The organism is Sphingobium sp. DC-2 (assembly GCF_000722555.1).
GTDB classification, from domain to species: Bacteria; Pseudomonadota; Alphaproteobacteria; order Sphingomonadales; family Sphingomonadaceae; genus Sphingobium; species Sphingobium quisquiliarum.
Genome location: NZ_JNAC01000051.1, coordinates 75,304 through 92,228, shown reverse-complemented (window position 1 = coordinate 92,228; position 16,925 = coordinate 75,304). Strand labels below are relative to the sequence as shown.

The following is a 16,925-nucleotide window of genomic DNA, read 5'->3' as shown; positions in this document are numbered from 1 at the left end:
GCCGGAAGCGGTTTCTATCCGCATTCGCGGGTTAGCGCCAGCCGATTCACGCCTGTTTGCGTAGAAACAGGCGTGAATCTTTCGCTGCGCTGTGGAAGGCCGCTACAGCGGCTTGCTCACCATTCCATGGTCGGCGTGACGAGCAGGTCCTTCACCGCCTGGGGCGCATGGGTCCAGGGTTCGTCGAAGCCGATCGCAACGGAGCTGTAGCCCAGCAGCTGCCGCAGCGTCGTGGACGATCCTTTCAGGACTTGCGGATCGGTGGTCATCGGGAAATTGATCATCGGCTTCCACCAGGGCGGACAATAGCCGACGATGACGCCCGCGCGCTCCAGACCGGACGACACATTCGAGCCCGTGCCGTGGAGCAGCATGTCGGTATAGATCAGCACCGATCCGGCGGGCGCTTCGGCAGGCACGGATTCATATCGCACGGTCCAGGACTGCGGCTCCGTATCGCGATGGCTGCCGGGCACCATGCGGGTGGCGCCATTTTCCTCGACGAAATCGTCGAGGCACCAGATGAAGCGGGTCTGGGCGGCCCCGGCGCTGAGCGGCACATTGCCGCCACGATCGCGATGGATGGCCTGCTGCGCGCTGCCCGGACGCGTGACGTTCGCGCCATAGCTGTGGATCAGATAGGATTCATTATGGGTCTGCGGCCCCAGCAATTCCCTCGTGATCTGCAAGGGCAGTTCATGTTCCAATATGTCGCGGAAGAAGGCATGGCGGTTGACCAGTTCAGCGCCCGACATGCGGCGGTTGAGGTCGTCGCTGTCGGTGTAGAAGCGGCGCACCCGTTCCTCGTCAATCGCTTCGTCGCGGGCGATTTCCGCCGCCAGAAAGTCACGCATCTCGCGCGCCTTCGCCGCCGTGATCACCTCCGCCGCGATCGCATAGCCCGCCCGGTCCAGATCGGCGCGGATCTGCTGCATGTCCTTCGTCGGCTGGGGCAGCGGACCGTCAAATTCCAGCGGCTTGACGGGACGCGGGTCCGCCATGCCCGTCTGACGCACCTGCTGCTTGATTGCGTTGCCTACCGCCATTGTCCGTCTCCATTTATGATTTGCGCCAGTTACCGGCCTCGCCCGCATGTTAGCCGCGCGCCGCTTTATTGCAACGCCGGTTGTCGCAAAGCCGTGCGCGTTCGTCTAGCCGGGATGAGCGCTGGCGGTCAGGTCCGCCGCCTCGTCAATGTCGAACTGGAGGCCGGGGCGGACGATGGGAAGGAAGGGCAGCGAGTGCCGCGCTGCTTCCTGCCGATGGGCGGCGAAGCTGCCTTCGCCATAGTGGAAACGGAAGTCCGCCGCCGCGGGAAGGGAAAGGGAAAGGGCGTTGGTGCCAAGGCCCGCCCGGTCCGGCGCAGCGCCAAGGACGTCCGGGGGAAGGGCGGCGAGCGCCGCGACATCCTGCGCCGTGACCAGCGGCAGGTCGGCCGACAGCAGGACCAGCCGGTCGACGCGCTCAAGCAGCGCTACGCGCTTCGCCCCTTCAAGCGCGGGGTTGAGGCCAAGGCCTGCGTCGGCCAGCAGGGGAACCTCGCCGGGCAGGCCATGGCGCGACGGACCAAGGAGCAGCACCTTGCCGCCCGCCTCGCTTGCCGCCGCGAAGGTCCGCCGCAGCATCCCCGCCACCAGTTCGCGCCGTCCCGCCTCGTCCAGCACGGGCGCGAGCCGGGTCTTGCAGGCGGCGGGTTCCTTGATCGGGATGACGATCCAGCAGCTCATCGCCCGGCAGCGATCCGGTCCGCCAGCGCCAGCGCCGCGCGCGCGACCCGGACGCGATCATCCAGCGACTTCATCAGCGTGTCGGCGATGTCATGGGGGATCGCTAGCCCTTCGCCGCCATCGCGCTCATCCACCAGCAGCCCGTCGATGATGCCCGCATAATGGGCGGCGATCGCCTGATTATTTACCTCAAGCCCAAGTTCGCCCATCAATTTGGCGGTCGGGCCCTTGACCGCCTGACCCCCGACGATCGGCGAGACGGCGACGACAGGCGCGGGCGCGGCGGCCAGTGCATCGCGGATGCCGGGCACCGCGAATATGGGATCGACGCTGAGCCACGGGTTGGACGGCGCGATCAGGATGGCGCGGGCTTCGGGATCGCCGATCGCATCGATCACGCCCGGCGCGGGGCGGGCCTGCTCCGCCCCTTCGAAGCGGATCGCGCGGACGGCGGGGGCGCAGCGCTGCTCGACGAAATAGCGCTGGAAGGGGAGTTCGCCGCCATCAGCCGCCACATGCGTCGCCACGCGATCGTCGCTCATCGGCAGGATGGAGAGGTCAAGGCCCCATGCGGCGGCGAAACGGGCGGTCACGGCGCTCAGCGTCTCGCCCTGCGCCAGCCAATGCGTGCGCAGGACATGCAACGCCATGTCGCCGTCTCCCAGCAGGAACCAGTCCTCTCCCCCCAAAGACTTGAGCGCGTCCATGAAGGTCCATGTTTCGCCTTCGCGTCCCCAGCCCTGCGCCGCGCTGGCCTTGCCCGATAAGGTGTAGAGCAGCGTGTCGATGTCGGGGGAGATGGCGAGGCCCAGATGACGGAAATCATCGCCGGTGTTGACGATGGCGGTGATTTGGCGGGGCTGGGCGGCCTGCATCAGGCCCAGCACCAGCTTGGCTCCCCCCACGCCGCCGGTCAGGACGGTGACGCGGCCGCTCACCGGAACAGATCCTCTTCCAGCGGACGGACGAGGGCGCGGGCGCCGCTTTCCCCCGCCGGGACCGGCAGGCCGCGGATCAGGACGGCGGGCACCCCTTCGTCCCCTTCGCCCATGGCCAGCGTGGCGGCGGTGGCGACCTGATCCGCGAGCGCGATCTGCGTGACTTCCAGACGGCGGCCGTCGCGGTCCTGCCCGCCCCTGCGATCGACCAGCGAAGGCAGGCCCGCCGCGCCGATGGCGACGCCCACGACCCCATGACGCCAGGGACGGCCGAAACTGTCCGAAATCACCACCGCCAGTTCGCCGCCCAGCGCGGAACGCAGCGCCAGCGCCGACGCGTCAGGGTCTTCGGGCAGCAGCAGCGCCTGCTCTCCGCCGCCCGCGCCGATATTCGACCGGTCGATGCCGCTGTTCGCCATCACATGGCCCAGCCGGTGGCGGGTGATCAGCACATTGGGCACGGCGCGCACCACCGCGCTGCTTTCGCGCAGGACCAGTTCGACAAGGCGCGGGTCCTTGCGCACGGTTGCGGCCAGTTCCACCGCCGCCGGGCCGGGCTCCACCGTCTCCAGATCGACAAGGCGGCCCTCCGCCTTCGACACGATCTTCTGCGTGACGATCAGCACGTCTCCGGCGGCGGGCGGCCACAGACCGGCGCTTTCAAGGGAGTGGCGCAGCAGGAGCGGCAAGTCGTCGGCGGCACGGATTTCCGGCAGATCGGACAGGGGATGAATTGCGATCATGGCCCGCTATAGATCGGCGGCGCGCCAGTGAATAGGGCGTTCGATCGGGGCTGCGCCATGGTGATCCTTCCTCCCGCGCATAGCCGGAATCGCAATTGCCGCTCCGGGCCTTCTGTGACATTTTCGGCCTGCATCATGACCTTGCCCAGGCATCAAAGACATCGGCCAAGCACCCCGGCGGCCAGCAGGTGGCATAGCCGGTTGTGGCGGGGGCTGAGGATAGAAACCGATCCCGAACGCCTGATTTCGACCGGCAGGCTGGTCGCCGCGCTGTTCGCCGCCCTTGCCATTTACCTGGACCCGACGCGGCCATCCGGTCTCCTGGGCGAGGCGCATGTCGTTCTGGGCGCCTATCTCGCCTTCGCGCTGTGGCTGAGGCTGGCGTCGCCGCGCTGGCCGCTGACGAGCGGGCTGCACGTCATCCACCATGGCGTGGACGTTCTGGCGCTGACGCTGCTGGTCTATTTCACCGGCGAACTGGCCAGCCCCTTCTTCCCCTTCCTGCCCTTCATATTGCTGGCGACGACCATGCGGTGGGGGATCAAGGGCGCGGTGCTGGGCGCGGTGGCGATGGAGATCATGCTGGTCGCGGTGGGATGGCAGGACCTTCAGGACGGGGAATCCGAGCTTAACGTGGTCATCATGCGGTCGGCCTATTTTCTGATCGCGGCGGCCATGCTGGGCTATTTCGGCGCAAGCCTGACGCGCAGCAGCCATCGTTTCGCGCAACTGGCGGCCTGGTCCTTCGCCCCGGCGTCGGCGGACAGGGAGGCATGGCTGCGCGACATGCTGGACCACGCATCGCGATTGCTGGGGGCGGAGCGCCTGCTGCTGCTGTGGCACGATCAGGATGGCGGGACGGTGGCGCTGCGGGAGCCGGACGGGCTGCGGCTGCGCGACATATCCGACCCCGCCTTCTGGCAGGCGCGGGCCGGGGGGCTGGCGCAGGACGACCTGTCCCGCAGGACGGAGATGTCCGAATTGCAGGCCATCGCCGCCGCCGCTGGCTGGGGCCTCCTTTCTCCCGCTCCGGCGGAAGTGCGGTCCGCCCCGTTCAACAGCAGCAGCAGCGCCGGGCGGCTGTTCGTCATCGACGCGCGCGACCTGCATGAGGACGCCAAGCATCTGACGAAGATCACGGCGGAACGGATCGGCCATGAACTGGAGCGGCTGGCGCTGGTGCAGGCCATTGCCGACAATGCGCGCGATCAGGAACGGGTGCGGCTGGCGCGCGACCTGCACGACAGCGTCCTCCAGGAACTGACCGCCGCATCGCTCAAGTTGAAGATGGTGGGGGCGGCGATACCGGAAAAGGCGCGCGACCCGCTGAACAGCGTCAGCCGCATGATGATCGAGCAGCAGCGGAAAATCCGCCTGTTCGTGGAGAATAGCCGCAATCTGGAAAGCGTGCCGCCGCAGATGCTGTCCTCATCCCTGGCAAGGAGCGTCAATGCGCTGTGCGACCAATGGGGTTGCGAGATCGCGCTGTCGGTCATGCCGCCCGACATGGAAGCGCCGGGGACGATTTCCGGCGAATTGACCCAGCTGCTGCGCGAGGCGACCGCCAACGCCGTCCGGCATGGCGGCGCGACCCGGCTGATGGTGGAGTTGCAGCGGCAGGAAAAAGGGTTGAAGATGGTCATTGCCGACAATGGGTGCGGCATGACCGTGCCCGAAGCGGAAACGCCCAACTGGCCGCGCTCGCTGCATGAACGGATTCGCGACATGAACGGGAATTTGTCGATCGACCGCTATATGCCGGGACTGGCCATGACGATCGAGGTGCCGCTGTCGTGACCGTCCATTCCGTCTTTCTGATGGACGATCATCCGGTGGTCCTGCGCGGGCTGGCCGAACTGGTGGGGATGGAGGCGGATTTCCGCATCGCGGGAGCGACCACCGACGGGGCTGGCGCCTTCGCCATGATCGACCGGGTGAAGCCGGACATCGCCGTGCTCGACATCAACCTGCCCGATGTCAGCGGGCTGGCGCTGCTGCGGCGGCTGCGTGGCACCGGCCTGGCGGTGCGGCCGATATTCCTGACCGCCACCATCACCCCGGCGCAGGTTTCCGAAGCGGTCGCGAACGGCATATGGGGCATATTGCTGAAGGAATCCGCGCCCGACGCGCTGATCGATTGCCTGCGCAAGGTCGCAAAGGGCCAGCGCTGGCTGAGCGACGAGATAGCGCGCATGGCCGATCCCGTCTGGGACGAGGACATGGCGCCCGGCCTTTCGGCCCTGACGCCCAGGGAAATGGAGATTGCCGGTCATGCCTGCCGGGGGCTGTCCAACAAGCTGATCGCGCGCGAACTGGGCGCGAGCGAAGGCACGGTGAAGATCCACCTGCACAATATCTTCCAGAAGCTGCGGATCACCAACCGCACCGCGCTGGCCGCCATCTATTATGAGCGCGCGGCGGAGGTAAAAGGGGATGGCTCAAAGGGGTAGGCCCCCGTCCCATCCGGCGTATACAAATCCATGGATTCCGCGGCCGATTTCCGCCGCATAGACTGGCCCCGTCACAGCGAGAGAAGGGGGCCTGCCACCATGGCGACACAATATAAGAACGCTTATTCGACGGCATGGGACGAGCAGCCGGACCTGCTGACGCTGGACCAGGCGCTGGACATGGACATGGGGCGCGCCAACCGGCTCTACGCGGCGCATCTCAACCGCCATCTGCTTCAAATCTATGCGGTGCTGGGCCTTGACGGCCTGGACGTGCGCGCCGCCGAGGGGACGGTGCTGCATCTGGCGGACGGGCGGCAGGTGCTGGACTTTTCCACCGGGATGGGCGCGGCGGGCCTTGGCCACAATCACCCGCGCATCGTCGCGGCGGAGCGGCTGTGCCATGACCGGCAGGTGCTGGACATCATCAAGCTGGCGCCGCACAAGCTGCAAGCGGCGCTCGCCTATAATCTGGCGCAGATACTGCCCGATCCGCTCGACACCAGCTTTTTCGCCACGTCCGGCGCGGAGGCGAACGAGGCGGCGATGAAGCTGGCCGAACGCATCCAGACGCCCAAGGGCAAGACCAAGTTCCTGTGCATGCGCGGCGCTTTCCACGGCAAGACGCATGGCGCGCTGGCGCTGACCACCGCCACCGACGTCCATACCGGATTCCTGCTGGGCGTGCCGAAGGAGAATGTCGTCTATGTGCCCTATGGCGACATCGACGCGCTGCGCCGCGCGATCGCGGCCGAGACGGGCGCGCAAGGCAACAGCATCATCGCCGCGATCATCGAACCTATCCGGGGCACGGCCTGCGAAGTGCCGCCGCCCCATTATCTGGAGCAGTTCGCCGGCCTGTGCCGCGACAACGACATCCTGTCCATCTTCGACGAGGTGAAGGTGGGTTGCGGGCGCACGGGCCGCTTCTGCGCCTTCATGCATGAAGATACCGTGCCAGACATCGTCACCCTGGCAAAGACGCTGGGGGGCGGAAAGCGGGCGATCGGCGCGATGGTGACGTCGCGGGACCTGTTCGAACGCGCCTATGGCAACCGCAACGACTGCAACCTGCACAGCTCGACCTTCAGCGGCATCGGCGAAACCTGCGCCGTTGCGATAGAGACGCTGAACACGCTGCATGAAGACGGGCTGATCGACAATGCGCGGCTGATGGGCGATTATCTGGAGGCGCGGCTGGAGGCGCTGCACATCAAATATCCGCGCACGCTGCTGGAGGTGCGGGGGCGCGGGCTGTTCCGCGCGGTTCGCTTCAACTTCGGCGAGGATCTGGCGACGAAGCTGGTCGACATCTCCAGCAATCCGCTGTTCCTGACCTATCAAACCGTCCTGATCGGCGCGCTGGCGCGGCAATTGTTCGAACAGCACCGCGTGCTGGTGCATTTCCAGCCCGGCGCGCGCGACATGCTGCATTTCATGCCGCCCTTCACCGTGACGCGGGAGGAGATTGATCAGCTTGTGGACGGGCTGGACAGCATCCTGGCGCGCGGCATCCCCGATTCCGTGCTGCGTTTCGTCGCGGGCAATGTGAAGCGCCTTGTTTCCGGCGGGCGGGGGAAGGGCTGATGTACCCGTACCAGCCCGGCGAAGCGATTGCGCAGGCCAGATCCCGGCCGTGGCAGGACCAGCTCTGCGCCGTGGGCTTTCCGTTGCTGGCCACCATGCTGTTCATGCTGTCCACCCGCCATGGCATCGGCATCTGGCCCGACAGCGTGCGCTACATGAACCTGTCGCCCATGCCATGGGACGCGCCGCTCTATCCCGGGCTGCTCCAGATGGTGGCGGCGGCGGGCTTGGATATTTCGGCGGCGGCGTGGAGCATCGGGCTGGTCCTGACCGCGCTCAACGCCTTCCTGACCTGGCATGTGCTGCGCGTGGCGAGCGGCCGGACCGTTCCCGCGGCCGTGGGCACGGCGCTGATCATCATCGCCCCGCAGAGCGTGGGACTTTACGGCCTCGCCATGTCGGAACCGCTGTTCATCACCATGATCCTGGCGACGCTCGCCGCCTTCATCCGCTCTGTGGAGAGCGATGACAAAGGCTGGCTCTATGCCATCGGCATAGGCGTCGGGCTGGCGTCGCTGACGCGCTTCACCGGACCGGCGCTGGGCGCGGCCATGGCATTGTTCCTGCTGATCCAGCCGCGCCGCACCCTTGGCGAGCGGATCGCCAATGTGGCGCGCGTGGCGCTTCCTTCGATGCTGCTGTTCGCCGGTTGGGCGGTCGTCAGCGAACTGGCCGCCGGGCGTTCGACCGGACGCCCGCTCGAATGGCTGGGCAATATGACCGCCGGGGACTGGTGGCTGAGCTTCGAGGCGCTGACGGCGTGGATCGTTCCCGGCAATGTGCCCGGCCCGATCCGGGGCGCGCTGTTCCTGATCGCGCTGGGGGCGGGGCTTGCGCTTGTCGTCCGGCACGGGCGGCGCGCGCTGCGGGCGGCGGCCAAGGGACGGGCGGATGCGGGGCTGATCGCCCTGCCGCTCGCCTTCTTCTTCTTCACCTATCTGGCGTTCATGGTGCTGGCGACCGCGATCGAGGCCAATCTGCACCTCAACAGCCGCTATGCCTATCCGATCTACGGCACCAGCGTGATGGCGGTCACGATCGCGCTGGCGCGGGTGCGAATGGCGCGGGGCGGGACGCGCTGGCTGCGCGCCGCGCTGGCGGGCGTCGCCTGCATCATGATCGCGGGACATACGGTGCGCACGGCGGTGCGCACCCATGACGTCTATCGCCATGGCGAAGGTTATGCGTCGCTGAGCTGGCGGCATTCGCCCGCCATCGCCGCCGTCGCCGCGTTGCCCAGGGATGCCGTGCTCTACAGCAATGGCGCGGATGCGATCGGGTATCTGCTGCGCCGCCCGGCGCGCTACATCCCCATGGTCTTCGAACTGCGCACGGGCCGCGACGAGCCCGCCTTTCCCTATGCGGCGCAGCTTGCCCGGGCGCGCGCCGATCTGATGCGAGGAGATGCCTATGTCGTGTTCCTGAACAAGGTCGATTGGCGCTTCTACATGCCGCCAGAGCATGAATTGGCCGACCGGTTGAAGCTGATCCGCGTGGCGCGTCTGGGCGACGGCGTCATCTATCGGGGCGCACCGCAGAAGAACGCGAGTGAAACGCAATGAGGTGGGGTAGAAACATGAACAGCAAAGCGGCGACAGCCGGAACGATTCCTTCGCAACCAGGGCGTCTGCGCGACTATATCGCCATCGCCCGCCTCGATCACATGACGAAGCATATCTTCATCGTGCCGGGCATCATCCTGGCGCATCTGCTGCGCGATCCGGCGACGGAGACGAAGGCGCTGACGGTGCTGATCGGCCTTTTGAGCGCCATCGCCATCGCATCGGCCAACTATGTCATGAACGAATGGCTGGACCGGGATTTCGACGCATTCCACCCGTTGAAATCGGCGCGGACCGCCGTCCACCGCAGCCTGTCGCCGCCCATCGTCTATACCGAATATCTGCTGCTGGTCATCGTGGGGCTTTGGCTGGCGACGCATCTGGGCGCGCTGTTCACATGGACGGCGGCCGCCTTCGTCCTGTCGGGCCTGATCTACAATGTCCCGCCGGTGCGGACCAAGGATCGCGTCTATTTGGATGTGCTGAGCGAAAGCATCAACAACCCCATCCGCCTGATGCTGGGCTGGACAATGGTCGAACCGTTCAGCCGAGCGCCCATGACGTTGATGCTGGCCTATTGGATGGGCGGCGCGTTCCTGATGGCGGCGAAGCGGCTGGCCGAATATCGCGACATCACGGCCGATGGCGGCGCCGACCTGCTGGCCCGCTACCGCCGGTCGTTCGGCCGCTATACTGCCGAAACCCTGTCGGTATCCTGCCTGCTCTACGCCATGCTGTCGGCATTCTTCCTGGCGGTGTTCTTCATCCGTTACCGGGAGGAATATATCTTCGCCCTGCCGTTCATCGCCATCCTGTTCGCCAGCTATTTCTGGCTGGCGATGCGCAGCGGGTCGGTGGCGTCGCGCCCCGAACGGCTGTTCCGGTCGCGCCGCCTGATGACGGCGGCGCTGGTCGTGGTGATGACGCTGGCCGCGCTGTCGCTGGTCGACCTGCCTTTCCTGCGCGACCTGTCCGCGCCCGGTTCGGTCTATGCACGGCAATGAGTGCGGCGATCGCCTGGGACGCATTCGACCTGATCGTCTTCGACATGGACGGGACGCTCTATGACCAGCGCAGCCTGCGGTGGCGGATGGCAAGGCTGCTGATGGGGGACGCGATCCGCACCCGCAGCCTTGCGGCGGTGCGCACCCTGTCGGCCTACCGCCGTCAGCGCGAAACGATGGGGAGCGGGATGACGGCGGACTTCGTATCGGAACAATACAGGCTGGCGGGCCGCTGCCCCGACGCCGTGCGCGCCACCGTGGCGGAGTGGATGGAGCGGCGGCCGCTGCCCCTGCTGCGCCGCCACCGCACGCCCGGAGTGGATGGGCTGTTCGAAAAGCTGGGCAGGCGGCGGGCGGTCGCGGTCTTTTCGGATTACAAGGCGGAGGACAAGCTGGCGGCGCTGGGCCTGTCGGCGCATCTGACCGTTGCGGCGGAGGATGTGGGCCGTTTGAAGCCGGACCCGGCGGGGCTGCTGTGGCTGATGGCGCAGGCGAACACGACGGCGGAACGGACCATGATGATCGGCGACCGGGACGATCGCGACGGCGAAGCGGCGCGCCGGGCAGGCGTGCGGGTGCTGATCCGGGGCCGCGATTTCCGCGACTTCAACGATCCGCTGTTCCAGCATGCCTGCTGATTTCGCCGCCACCGTGCGGGCGCTTGCCGAAACGGTAGCCTTGCGCGAGCAGGGCGCCAGCGGCCGGTCCGAAGCGGCGAGCCGGTTCGTGCTGGACAGCTTCGCCGGGATGCCCGCCTATCTGCGGCCGCCCCTGCGCGCGGCGACGCTGTTGTTCGATGCCTGGCCCATCGTCCGGCGGCGGCGGCCCTTTCACCGGCTGCCACCGGCGGAAAGGCTGCGGCAGATGGAAAGCTGGGAAGCATCGCCCATCGGTGCCGCGCGGATGCTGATGACCTTTTACATCAGCCTTTCCCTGTTTGGCCTGTGGCCGGACGAGGACCCGCATGGCTGACCGGCTGCGCGCGCATGTCGCCGTCATCGGTTCCGGGCCGGGGGGCGCGGTCACCGCTACCTTGTGCGCCGAGGCTGGCTACGAAACCTTGCTGGTGGAGGAGGGGGACGACCTGCCGCTGGACGCCTGCGCGCATTTTTCCGGCGACGAGATACTGCGGAAATATCGCAATGCGGGCATCGGCATGGCGTTCGGCAAGCCGTCGATCAGCTATGTCGAGGGATGCTGCGTCGGCGGCGGGAGCGAGGTCAATCGCGGCCTCTATCACCGCACGCCGCCCTATGTGCTGGAGCAATGGGCGAAGGCGTACCGGGTGGAGCAGCTGGCGCCGGACCTGCTGGCCCCACACTTCGCCGCCTGCGAGGAGACGGCGCGCATCGCCTTCCTGCCCGGCAGCGCGCCGCCCTTGTCGCAACGGCTGGGCGACGGGGCCGGGGAGCTGGGGTGGGAGACGATCCAGGCCCCGCGCCTCTATGACTATGAAAGCGGACGGAAGCAGTCGATGAGCGCGACCTTCGTCCCCCGGTTCCGCAAGGCGGGCGGGCAGGTGATGGCGAACATGCGCGCGCTGCGCATAAGGCGCTTGGGCAAGAGGTGGCATGTCGCCACGCTGCACCAGGGGCGCGAGGTGACGATCGAGGCGGACGCGCTTTTCATCGCCTGCGGCGCGGTGCAGACGCCCGCGCTGCTGCGGCGTTCCGGCTTCCGGCATAATGTCGGCAACAGCCTGCGCTTTCATCCGATGCTGAAGGCAGTGGCTCTGTTCGACAGGCCGGTCAACCGGCCGGGCGATCCCGATCCCGTGCACCAGATCAAGATGTTCGAGCCGTGCTTCGGCATCGGCTGTTCGATCAGTTCGCCCGCCCTGCTGGCGCTCGCGCTGGCGGGGAGCCCGCAGATGCGGCGGCGGATCGCGGCGGATGCGGCGCGCATGGGCATCTATTATGTGCAGAACGGCACCGGCCATGCGCGGGTGCGCGGCCTGCCGCTGATGCGCGATCCGCTGGTGTCGGTGCGGCACGAGGGCGGCGCGCTGGACGACCTGTATGACGGCCTGAGGCACCTGATGCGCGCGTTGTTCGCCGCCGGGGCGGAGGCGGTGCAGCCATGCCTGCCGGGCTTTCCCATGCTTCATTCGGTGGATGAACTCGCGTCCCTGCCCGGCCGCCTGCCGCGCAGGTCGGCCATGCTGACGTCGGTGCATGTCTTCGCGTCCTGCCCGATGGGGGAGGACCGGCGGTTGAGCGCCACGGACAGCTGGGGGCGGGTGCATGATGGCGACGGGCTGCGCATCGCCGACGCATCGCTGATGTGCGGGCCGACCATCGCCAATCCGCAGGGGTCCGTGATGGCCATCGCCCACCGCAACGCGCTGCACGCGATTGAAAGGCGGTTTGCTTGAAGACGCATCTTGTTACCGGCGGGTCGGGCTTCATCGGCGCGCGGCTGGCGCAGCGGCTGCATGAAAGGGGCGACAGGGTGCGCGTGCTCGATCGCGTGCGCGATCCCGCGCTGCCTGCCGGGATCGGCTTTCATCAGGGCGAGATTTGCGACCGTGGGACGGTTGCCGAAGCGATGCGGGGCGTCGATGCCGTGCACCACCATGCCGCGCTGGTCGCGCAATCGGGGGCGGGGCAGGATTATTGGCGGGTCAATGTCGAAGGGTCGCGCCTGGTCGCGGAAGAAGCGGTGCGGGCGGGGGCGAGCGCCTTCGTCCATGTCAGCAGCACCGCCGTCTACGGCCTGCCTCCCCAGGGGCCGATCACGGATGAGACGGTGCCACGGCCGTTCGAAAGCTATGGCCGGTCCAAGCTGGCGGGGGAGCGGATCGTGACGGAGATCTGCGGCGCGGCGGGCCTGCCGCTCTACATAGTGCGTCCGCGCGCGACATTGGGCGCGGGGCGGCTGGGCATCTACCAGATCCTGTTCCACTGGATCGCTGAGGGGCGGCGGCTCTACATCATCGGCGACGGGAGCAATCGCATCCAGTTCATCCATGTCGATGACCTGATAGACGCCATATTGCTGCTCCTCTCGCGCGGGCGGACGGGAAGCTACAATGTGGGAACCGACAGGTTCGGGACGCTGCGAGGGGATCTTGAAGGGCTGATCGCGCATGCGGGAAGCCGGTCGCGCGTCACCGGCCTGCCAGCCGCTCCCGCCATGGCCGTGCTGGGGGCGCTGCGGCTGACGGGATTGTCGCCGCTGGTGCCCTGGCAATATCGCACCTATCATCGTGACTGCTATTTCGATGTCGCGCCCCTGAAGGCGCTGGGCTGGCAACCGCGCCACGGCAATAGCGGCATGCTGGCGGACAGCTATGACTGGTTCCGGGCGCATCGGGGGCGGGACGAGAGCGCTTCGCCCCACCGCTCCGGCATCCGGCAGCGCGCGATCGGTTTAGTGCGCCGCCTGTCGTGACCGGCTGAACGGCAGCCAGCCGATCGCGAACAGGGCCGTAGGCGCCCACAGCATCAGATGGGCGAGCAACAGCACGGCCGCCGCGAAGTCAGGCGCGACGCCGACCCGCGCGAACATTTCCAGTCCGAACAGTTCGAACGTGCCGAAATGCCCCGGAAGCCCCGGAAACAGCGTGCCAAGCGTGCTGGTCACGAACGCCGCCATGGGCGCGGCCCATGCCTCCGCCGCGCCGCCAAGGCTGATCCACGCGCCCAGCAGCACCGCCGCCTCCAGCAGCCAGGCCGCAAGCGAGAGGCCGGTCACGCTCACCGCCAGCCCAGGCGAGCGGAGGATGCGGAACGTATCGAGCGCGGACACCAGCCCCCTGATCCACGCCCACCGCATTGTGCGCGAGCGCCGGGCCCACCGCCCGGCGGCGGCCGTGAGCATCGGCGTGGCGATGCAGCCGCCCGCGAGCAGGGCGAGGTAGAAAAGCCAGTGGCCGTCCAGATGCCAGCCCGCCACCGCGACCGCGAGCAGAAGCAGCGTCGCGAGGTCGAGGAAGCGTTCGACCATCATCGCGCCCAGCACCCCGCTCGCGGGCAGCGCCATCTGCCGCTGGAACCAGAGCAGGCGGAAGACGTCGCCCGCGCGCAACGGCAGCAGGTCGCTGATCCCGAAGCTGGCGACGAACGGGCCGGGCACGCGGCGGAACGGCAGGCGGCGGCCGGAAACCGATTCCAGCACCATCCAGAAGCGCACGGCCCGGAGCAGAAAATCCATCGCATAGGCGAGCAGGGCGATGACGAGAGGCGCAACCCAGACTTGCCTGGCGATGGCGATCACGCCGCCAAGGTCAATCTGGCGCAGGAACAGGGCGAGGAACAGAAGCCCGATTATGGAGTGCAGGGCATAGCGGAACGCCAGACGGCGCGCTATCCGCCTGCCCCGGTCGAACCATGCAAAACAATGGGAACTCGCCCGATTGCGGCAGGACGGGTTGAAAAGCATGGCGCGACGATAGAGCAAAATGGCCGGGCCGTCCGAAGGGCGAAGGGCTTACCCATTATGCGCCGTGCGGTGCCGCCCCAGCGCTGGTCTGCTCAATCGTCGCAATATTCCCAGCGGCCCGCATTGCATGCGGCCACCGCGCGCCGCCAGGCGGCCATTTTCTGCGCATAGTCGGCCTGCGCGCTTTCATAGGCGTCGCGGTCCCGGCGCGGCACGCGATAGGTCACGCCGTTGCGCGCATCGCGTTGGCGGACATAGGCGAGCTGCCGCTGGTTCATCTGCTTGATGGCGGCGCGGTCGCGGGCGCGTGCCGCCGCGCTGCGCATCGAGGGATCTTGCGGATCGTCCGCAAGCGCCGCCGCGGGCATGAGGGCGGCCAGGATCGCGGCCGCGCATGCCAGCGGACTGAACTTCATGAACATCGCTTCTTCCCCCGCCCTTTGCACCCACTCTTTGCCCGGCCAGCGGGACAGCGCAATCGATTTGCGACGAGCGGCAGCGCTAATCGCATCCTCCTGCCGCGTGATCCATCGGGCAAAGCCGCCCGTTCAGCGTTCCTGCCCCATCCCCAAGGAACCAAAGCGGCCGCGATCCACTCTTGCCGTGCCAGACGGAAGCGGCGGACCGACCTGAACGCCGGAAGTGACCAGATTTGGAGAGTTCATATGAGCACGACGATAGAGCATGTCTTCCCCACGCGCCGCGACGCCGAACTGGCGATCGAGCGGCTGGTGCAGGAACATGGCTTTGAACGCACCGACATCTTCGTCACGCCCGTGGGCCGGGAAAACAGCGTCGGCGAGGCGGTGAACGGAGGCGATGCCGCCGCGCCGCTGGAAGAGGACAGGACGGACGCGCCGATCGACACGGCGATCACGGTGTCGATCGACCTCAACAATGAGGAACGCGCCTCGATCGTCCATTCCGTCTTCAATGAGTTGGAGGAACGTTAGGGCGCGATCGGCTTACGGGCTCTTTTCCCGTCGCCCCCGGTCCGATGCTTTGGCAACCTCAGAGAAGAATCATCACGCCGGATCAGGTCCGGGGTGACGATCTCACATGCGTGTGCCAAGCCTGAAGCGGCGCAAGAATTAGCTCAGATCACGTCCTTGGCGCGCAATTCGGCTATGGCTGCGTCGTCATAGCCGATGGCGCTCAGCACCTCCTGCGTATGTTCGCCGATCAGGGGCGGCGCCGTGCGGATGGTGGCGGGCGTTCTGGACATATGGGCGAGCGGGCTGGCGATCAGGTCCACCGATCCGCTTTCCGCCCAGGGATGAGGAGTCGCCGCGCGCAGCTTGCGATGCTGGACCTGCGGTTCGTCCCAGACTTCGGCCAGATCGTTGTAGCGCGCGGCGGGGATGCCGGCATCGTCGAACATGGCCTGCAACTGCGCCGTGGTGAAGGCGCGGCTCCATTCATTGATGATGTCCATCAACTCGGCGCGGTTCAGCTTGGCGCGCTTCATGTTGGAGTTGAACCGTTCGTCTTCGTAAAGTTCCGGCTGCTCCATCAGCACGGTCAGGCGCCGCCAATGCTCGTCGCCGCCCGCGCTCAGATACATGATGCCGTCGCTGCATGAGATGACGTCGGCCGGGCCGCCGCCATTGCCGCCATTGCCGAAACGGGGCGGAGCGACGCCGCCGATCAGATAATCCTGCATGATGTGGCTGACCATCGCCACCGAACTGTCGAGCAGGGCGATGTCGATGAACTGCCCTTCGCCCGTCCGTTCCCGGTGCATGAGAGCGCCCAGCACGGCGAGCGCGGCATTATGGCCGGTGATGAAGTCGACAAGGCTCGGCCCCGCCTTCAACGGCCCCGCGCCGGGCTGGCCATCGGGGATGCCGGTGACCGCCATCATGCCGCCGATCGCCTGGAACAGCCCGTCATATCCCGCCCGCGCCGCCATCGGCCCGGTCTGACCAAAACCAGTGACGGAACAGTAGATGAGGCGCGGATTAATGTCCTTGAGGCTTTCATAATCCAGGCCGAAGCGCTTGAGGTCGCCGACCTTGTAATTTTCGATGAGGACGTCCGCCGTCTTCACAAGCTCGCGGATGATCGCCTGCCCTTCGGGCTTGGAATGATTGACGGTGATCGACCGTTTGTTGCGGTTGGACGCGGTGAAGAAGCTGGACTGGCGCGTGTCGAGGCCATCCTTGCCCGGAACCCATGCAAGGCCATAGCCGCGCCCGTCATCGCCCACCTTGGGCCGTTCGACCTTGATGACGTCAGCGCCAAGGTCGCCCAATATCTGCGCGCCGATGGGGCCAGCGAACACACGGCTCATGTCGATAACGCGGATGCCGTCCAGGGCCGACTTGCTGTTTGTCATGCTTCCTTGCCAATCATGCAATTTCCACCGCACCAGCCCCGCAAAAAGGTGAAGGGCTGATCACTTTCCCGGCGAAGCTCTACTGCGGAAATCGCGTCCGTCAACCTTGCTGGGGCGCATGGCTTGCGGACAATCCGGTCCCTGAACCAGTAGAGATGAGGCAAAATGCCGTGTGGGCTGTTATCATGGCGGC

The 16,925-nt window shown here is 66.8% G+C and carries 17 protein-coding genes; 10 read left to right on the top strand and 7 right to left on the bottom strand.

Translation table 11 applies throughout. From position 1 onward, the window contains the following. Window positions 1–116: 116 nt before the first annotated feature. The 4 genes from ET21_RS26610 to cofE all read right to left on the bottom strand — a co-directional run bounded on the left by ET21_RS26610 (window position 117) and on the right by cofE (window position 3,408). A complete protein-coding gene (locus ET21_RS26610; RefSeq protein ID WP_051768124.1) occupies window positions 117–1,046 on the bottom strand; it encodes a phytanoyl-CoA dioxygenase family protein in 930 nt (309 codons plus the stop codon). A 105-nt stretch (window positions 1,047–1,151) separates the two neighbouring features. Continuing rightward, on the bottom strand, window positions 1,152–1,727 hold the full coding sequence (gene cofC / locus ET21_RS0111230; RefSeq protein ID WP_030539756.1) for a 2-phospho-L-lactate guanylyltransferase: 576 nt from the start codon (window positions 1,725–1,727) through the stop codon (window positions 1,152–1,154). After that, a complete protein-coding gene (gene cofD, locus ET21_RS0111225; RefSeq protein WP_030539755.1) occupies window positions 1,724–2,665 on the bottom strand; it encodes a 2-phospho-L-lactate transferase in 942 nt (313 codons plus the stop codon). The genes cofC and cofD overlap by 4 nt, the downstream gene beginning before the upstream one ends. Further along, a complete protein-coding gene (cofE, locus tag ET21_RS0111220; RefSeq protein ID WP_030539754.1) occupies window positions 2,662–3,408 on the bottom strand; it encodes a coenzyme F420-0:L-glutamate ligase in 747 nt (248 codons plus the stop codon). Before cofE ends, cofD begins: the two co-directional genes overlap by 4 nt. A 201-nt stretch (window positions 3,409–3,609) precedes the next feature. Between cofE and ET21_RS0111215 the strand changes: the two genes are divergently transcribed. From ET21_RS0111215 to ET21_RS0111175, 9 genes are all read left to right on the top strand, one after another. Beyond that, entirely contained in the window at window positions 3,610–5,205 is a 1,596-nt protein-coding gene (locus ET21_RS0111215; RefSeq protein WP_081856690.1) for a sensor histidine kinase, read from the top strand. Next, on the top strand, window positions 5,202–5,858 hold the full coding sequence (locus tag ET21_RS0111210; protein ID WP_021239459.1) for a response regulator: 657 nt from the start codon (window positions 5,202–5,204) through the stop codon (window positions 5,856–5,858). Before ET21_RS0111215 ends, ET21_RS0111210 begins: the two co-directional genes overlap by 4 nt. A 99-nt stretch (window positions 5,859–5,957) precedes the next feature. Beyond that, window positions 5,958–7,445: an aspartate aminotransferase family protein gene (locus ET21_RS0111205; protein WP_030539751.1), complete on the top strand. Its 1,488-nt coding sequence runs from the start codon at window positions 5,958–5,960 to the stop codon at window positions 7,443–7,445. Then, window positions 7,445–9,007: a glycosyltransferase family 39 protein gene (locus ET21_RS0111200; protein WP_030539750.1), complete on the top strand. Its 1,563-nt coding sequence runs from the start codon at window positions 7,445–7,447 to the stop codon at window positions 9,005–9,007. The genes ET21_RS0111205 and ET21_RS0111200 overlap by 1 nt, the downstream gene beginning before the upstream one ends. 14 nt (window positions 9,008–9,021) lie before the next feature. Continuing rightward, complete coding sequence (locus tag ET21_RS0111195; RefSeq protein ID WP_021236654.1) at window positions 9,022–10,011, top strand: UbiA family prenyltransferase; 990 nt, start codon at window positions 9,022–9,024, stop codon at window positions 10,009–10,011. Beyond that, a complete protein-coding gene (locus ET21_RS0111190; RefSeq protein ID WP_030539748.1) occupies window positions 10,008–10,649 on the top strand; it encodes an HAD family hydrolase in 642 nt (213 codons plus the stop codon). The genes ET21_RS0111195 and ET21_RS0111190 overlap by 4 nt, the downstream gene beginning before the upstream one ends. Then, entirely contained in the window at window positions 10,639–10,983 is a 345-nt protein-coding gene (locus tag ET21_RS26605; protein ID WP_021236652.1) for a hypothetical protein, read from the top strand. The genes ET21_RS0111190 and ET21_RS26605 overlap by 11 nt, the downstream gene beginning before the upstream one ends. Continuing rightward, window positions 10,976–12,385, top strand: coding sequence for a GMC family oxidoreductase N-terminal domain-containing protein (locus ET21_RS0111180; protein WP_030539746.1), 1,410 nt, complete (start codon window positions 10,976–10,978; stop codon window positions 12,383–12,385). Before ET21_RS26605 ends, ET21_RS0111180 begins: the two co-directional genes overlap by 8 nt. Next, on the top strand, window positions 12,382–13,404 hold the full coding sequence (locus ET21_RS0111175) for an NAD(P)-dependent oxidoreductase (protein ID WP_030539745.1): 1,023 nt from the start codon (window positions 12,382–12,384) through the stop codon (window positions 13,402–13,404). The genes ET21_RS0111180 and ET21_RS0111175 overlap by 4 nt, the downstream gene beginning before the upstream one ends. Here ET21_RS0111175 and ET21_RS0111170 read toward each other — a convergent pair. Continuing rightward, window positions 13,384–14,412, bottom strand: coding sequence for a lysylphosphatidylglycerol synthase transmembrane domain-containing protein (locus ET21_RS0111170; protein WP_030539744.1), 1,029 nt, complete (start codon window positions 14,410–14,412; stop codon window positions 13,384–13,386). The genes ET21_RS0111175 and ET21_RS0111170 overlap by 21 nt on opposite strands. 74 nt (window positions 14,413–14,486) lie before the next feature. Then, entirely contained in the window at window positions 14,487–14,810 is a 324-nt protein-coding gene (locus ET21_RS0111165) for a hypothetical protein (RefSeq protein WP_030539743.1), read from the bottom strand. A gap of 249 nt (window positions 14,811–15,059) precedes the next feature. Here ET21_RS0111165 and ET21_RS0111160 point away from each other — a divergent pair, with 249 nt between their 5' ends. Then, a complete protein-coding gene (locus ET21_RS0111160; RefSeq protein WP_030539742.1) occupies window positions 15,060–15,347 on the top strand; it encodes a hypothetical protein in 288 nt (95 codons plus the stop codon). 143 nt (window positions 15,348–15,490) lie between these two features. Here ET21_RS0111160 and ET21_RS0111155 read toward each other — a convergent pair whose 3' ends face one another. Then, window positions 15,491–16,732, bottom strand: a complete 1,242-nt coding sequence (locus ET21_RS0111155; protein WP_021236646.1) for a CaiB/BaiF CoA-transferase family protein — start codon at window positions 16,730–16,732, stop codon at window positions 15,491–15,493. Window positions 16,733–16,925: the final 193 nt, after the last annotated feature.

Coding starts and splice junctions, on each gene's coding strand:
- ET21_RS26610 (WP_051768124.1), bottom strand. CDS start 1,046: ATGGCGGTAGGCAACGCAATCAAGCAGCAGGTGCGTCAGACGGGCATG.
- cofC (WP_030539756.1), bottom strand. CDS start 1,727: ATGAGCTGCTGGATCGTCATCCCGATCAAGGAACCCGCCGCCTGCAAG.
- cofE (WP_030539754.1), bottom strand. CDS start 3,408: ATGATCGCAATTCATCCCCTGTCCGATCTGCCGGAAATCCGTGCCGCC.
- ET21_RS0111205 (WP_030539751.1), top strand. CDS start 5,958: ATGGCGACACAATATAAGAACGCTTATTCGACGGCATGGGACGAGCAG.
- ET21_RS0111200 (WP_030539750.1), top strand. CDS start 7,445: ATGTACCCGTACCAGCCCGGCGAAGCGATTGCGCAGGCCAGATCCCGG.
- ET21_RS0111195 (WP_021236654.1), top strand. CDS start 9,022: ATGAACAGCAAAGCGGCGACAGCCGGAACGATTCCTTCGCAACCAGGG.
- ET21_RS0111190 (WP_030539748.1), top strand. CDS start 10,008: ATGAGTGCGGCGATCGCCTGGGACGCATTCGACCTGATCGTCTTCGAC.
- ET21_RS26605 (WP_021236652.1), top strand. CDS start 10,639: ATGCCTGCTGATTTCGCCGCCACCGTGCGGGCGCTTGCCGAAACGGTA.
- ET21_RS0111180 (WP_030539746.1), top strand. CDS start 10,976: ATGGCTGACCGGCTGCGCGCGCATGTCGCCGTCATCGGTTCCGGGCCG.
- ET21_RS0111165 (WP_030539743.1), bottom strand. CDS start 14,810: ATGAAGTTCAGTCCGCTGGCATGCGCGGCCGCGATCCTGGCCGCCCTC.
- ET21_RS0111160 (WP_030539742.1), top strand. CDS start 15,060: ATGAGCACGACGATAGAGCATGTCTTCCCCACGCGCCGCGACGCCGAA.
- ET21_RS0111155 (WP_021236646.1), bottom strand. CDS start 16,732: ATGACAAACAGCAAGTCGGCCCTGGACGGCATCCGCGTTATCGACATG.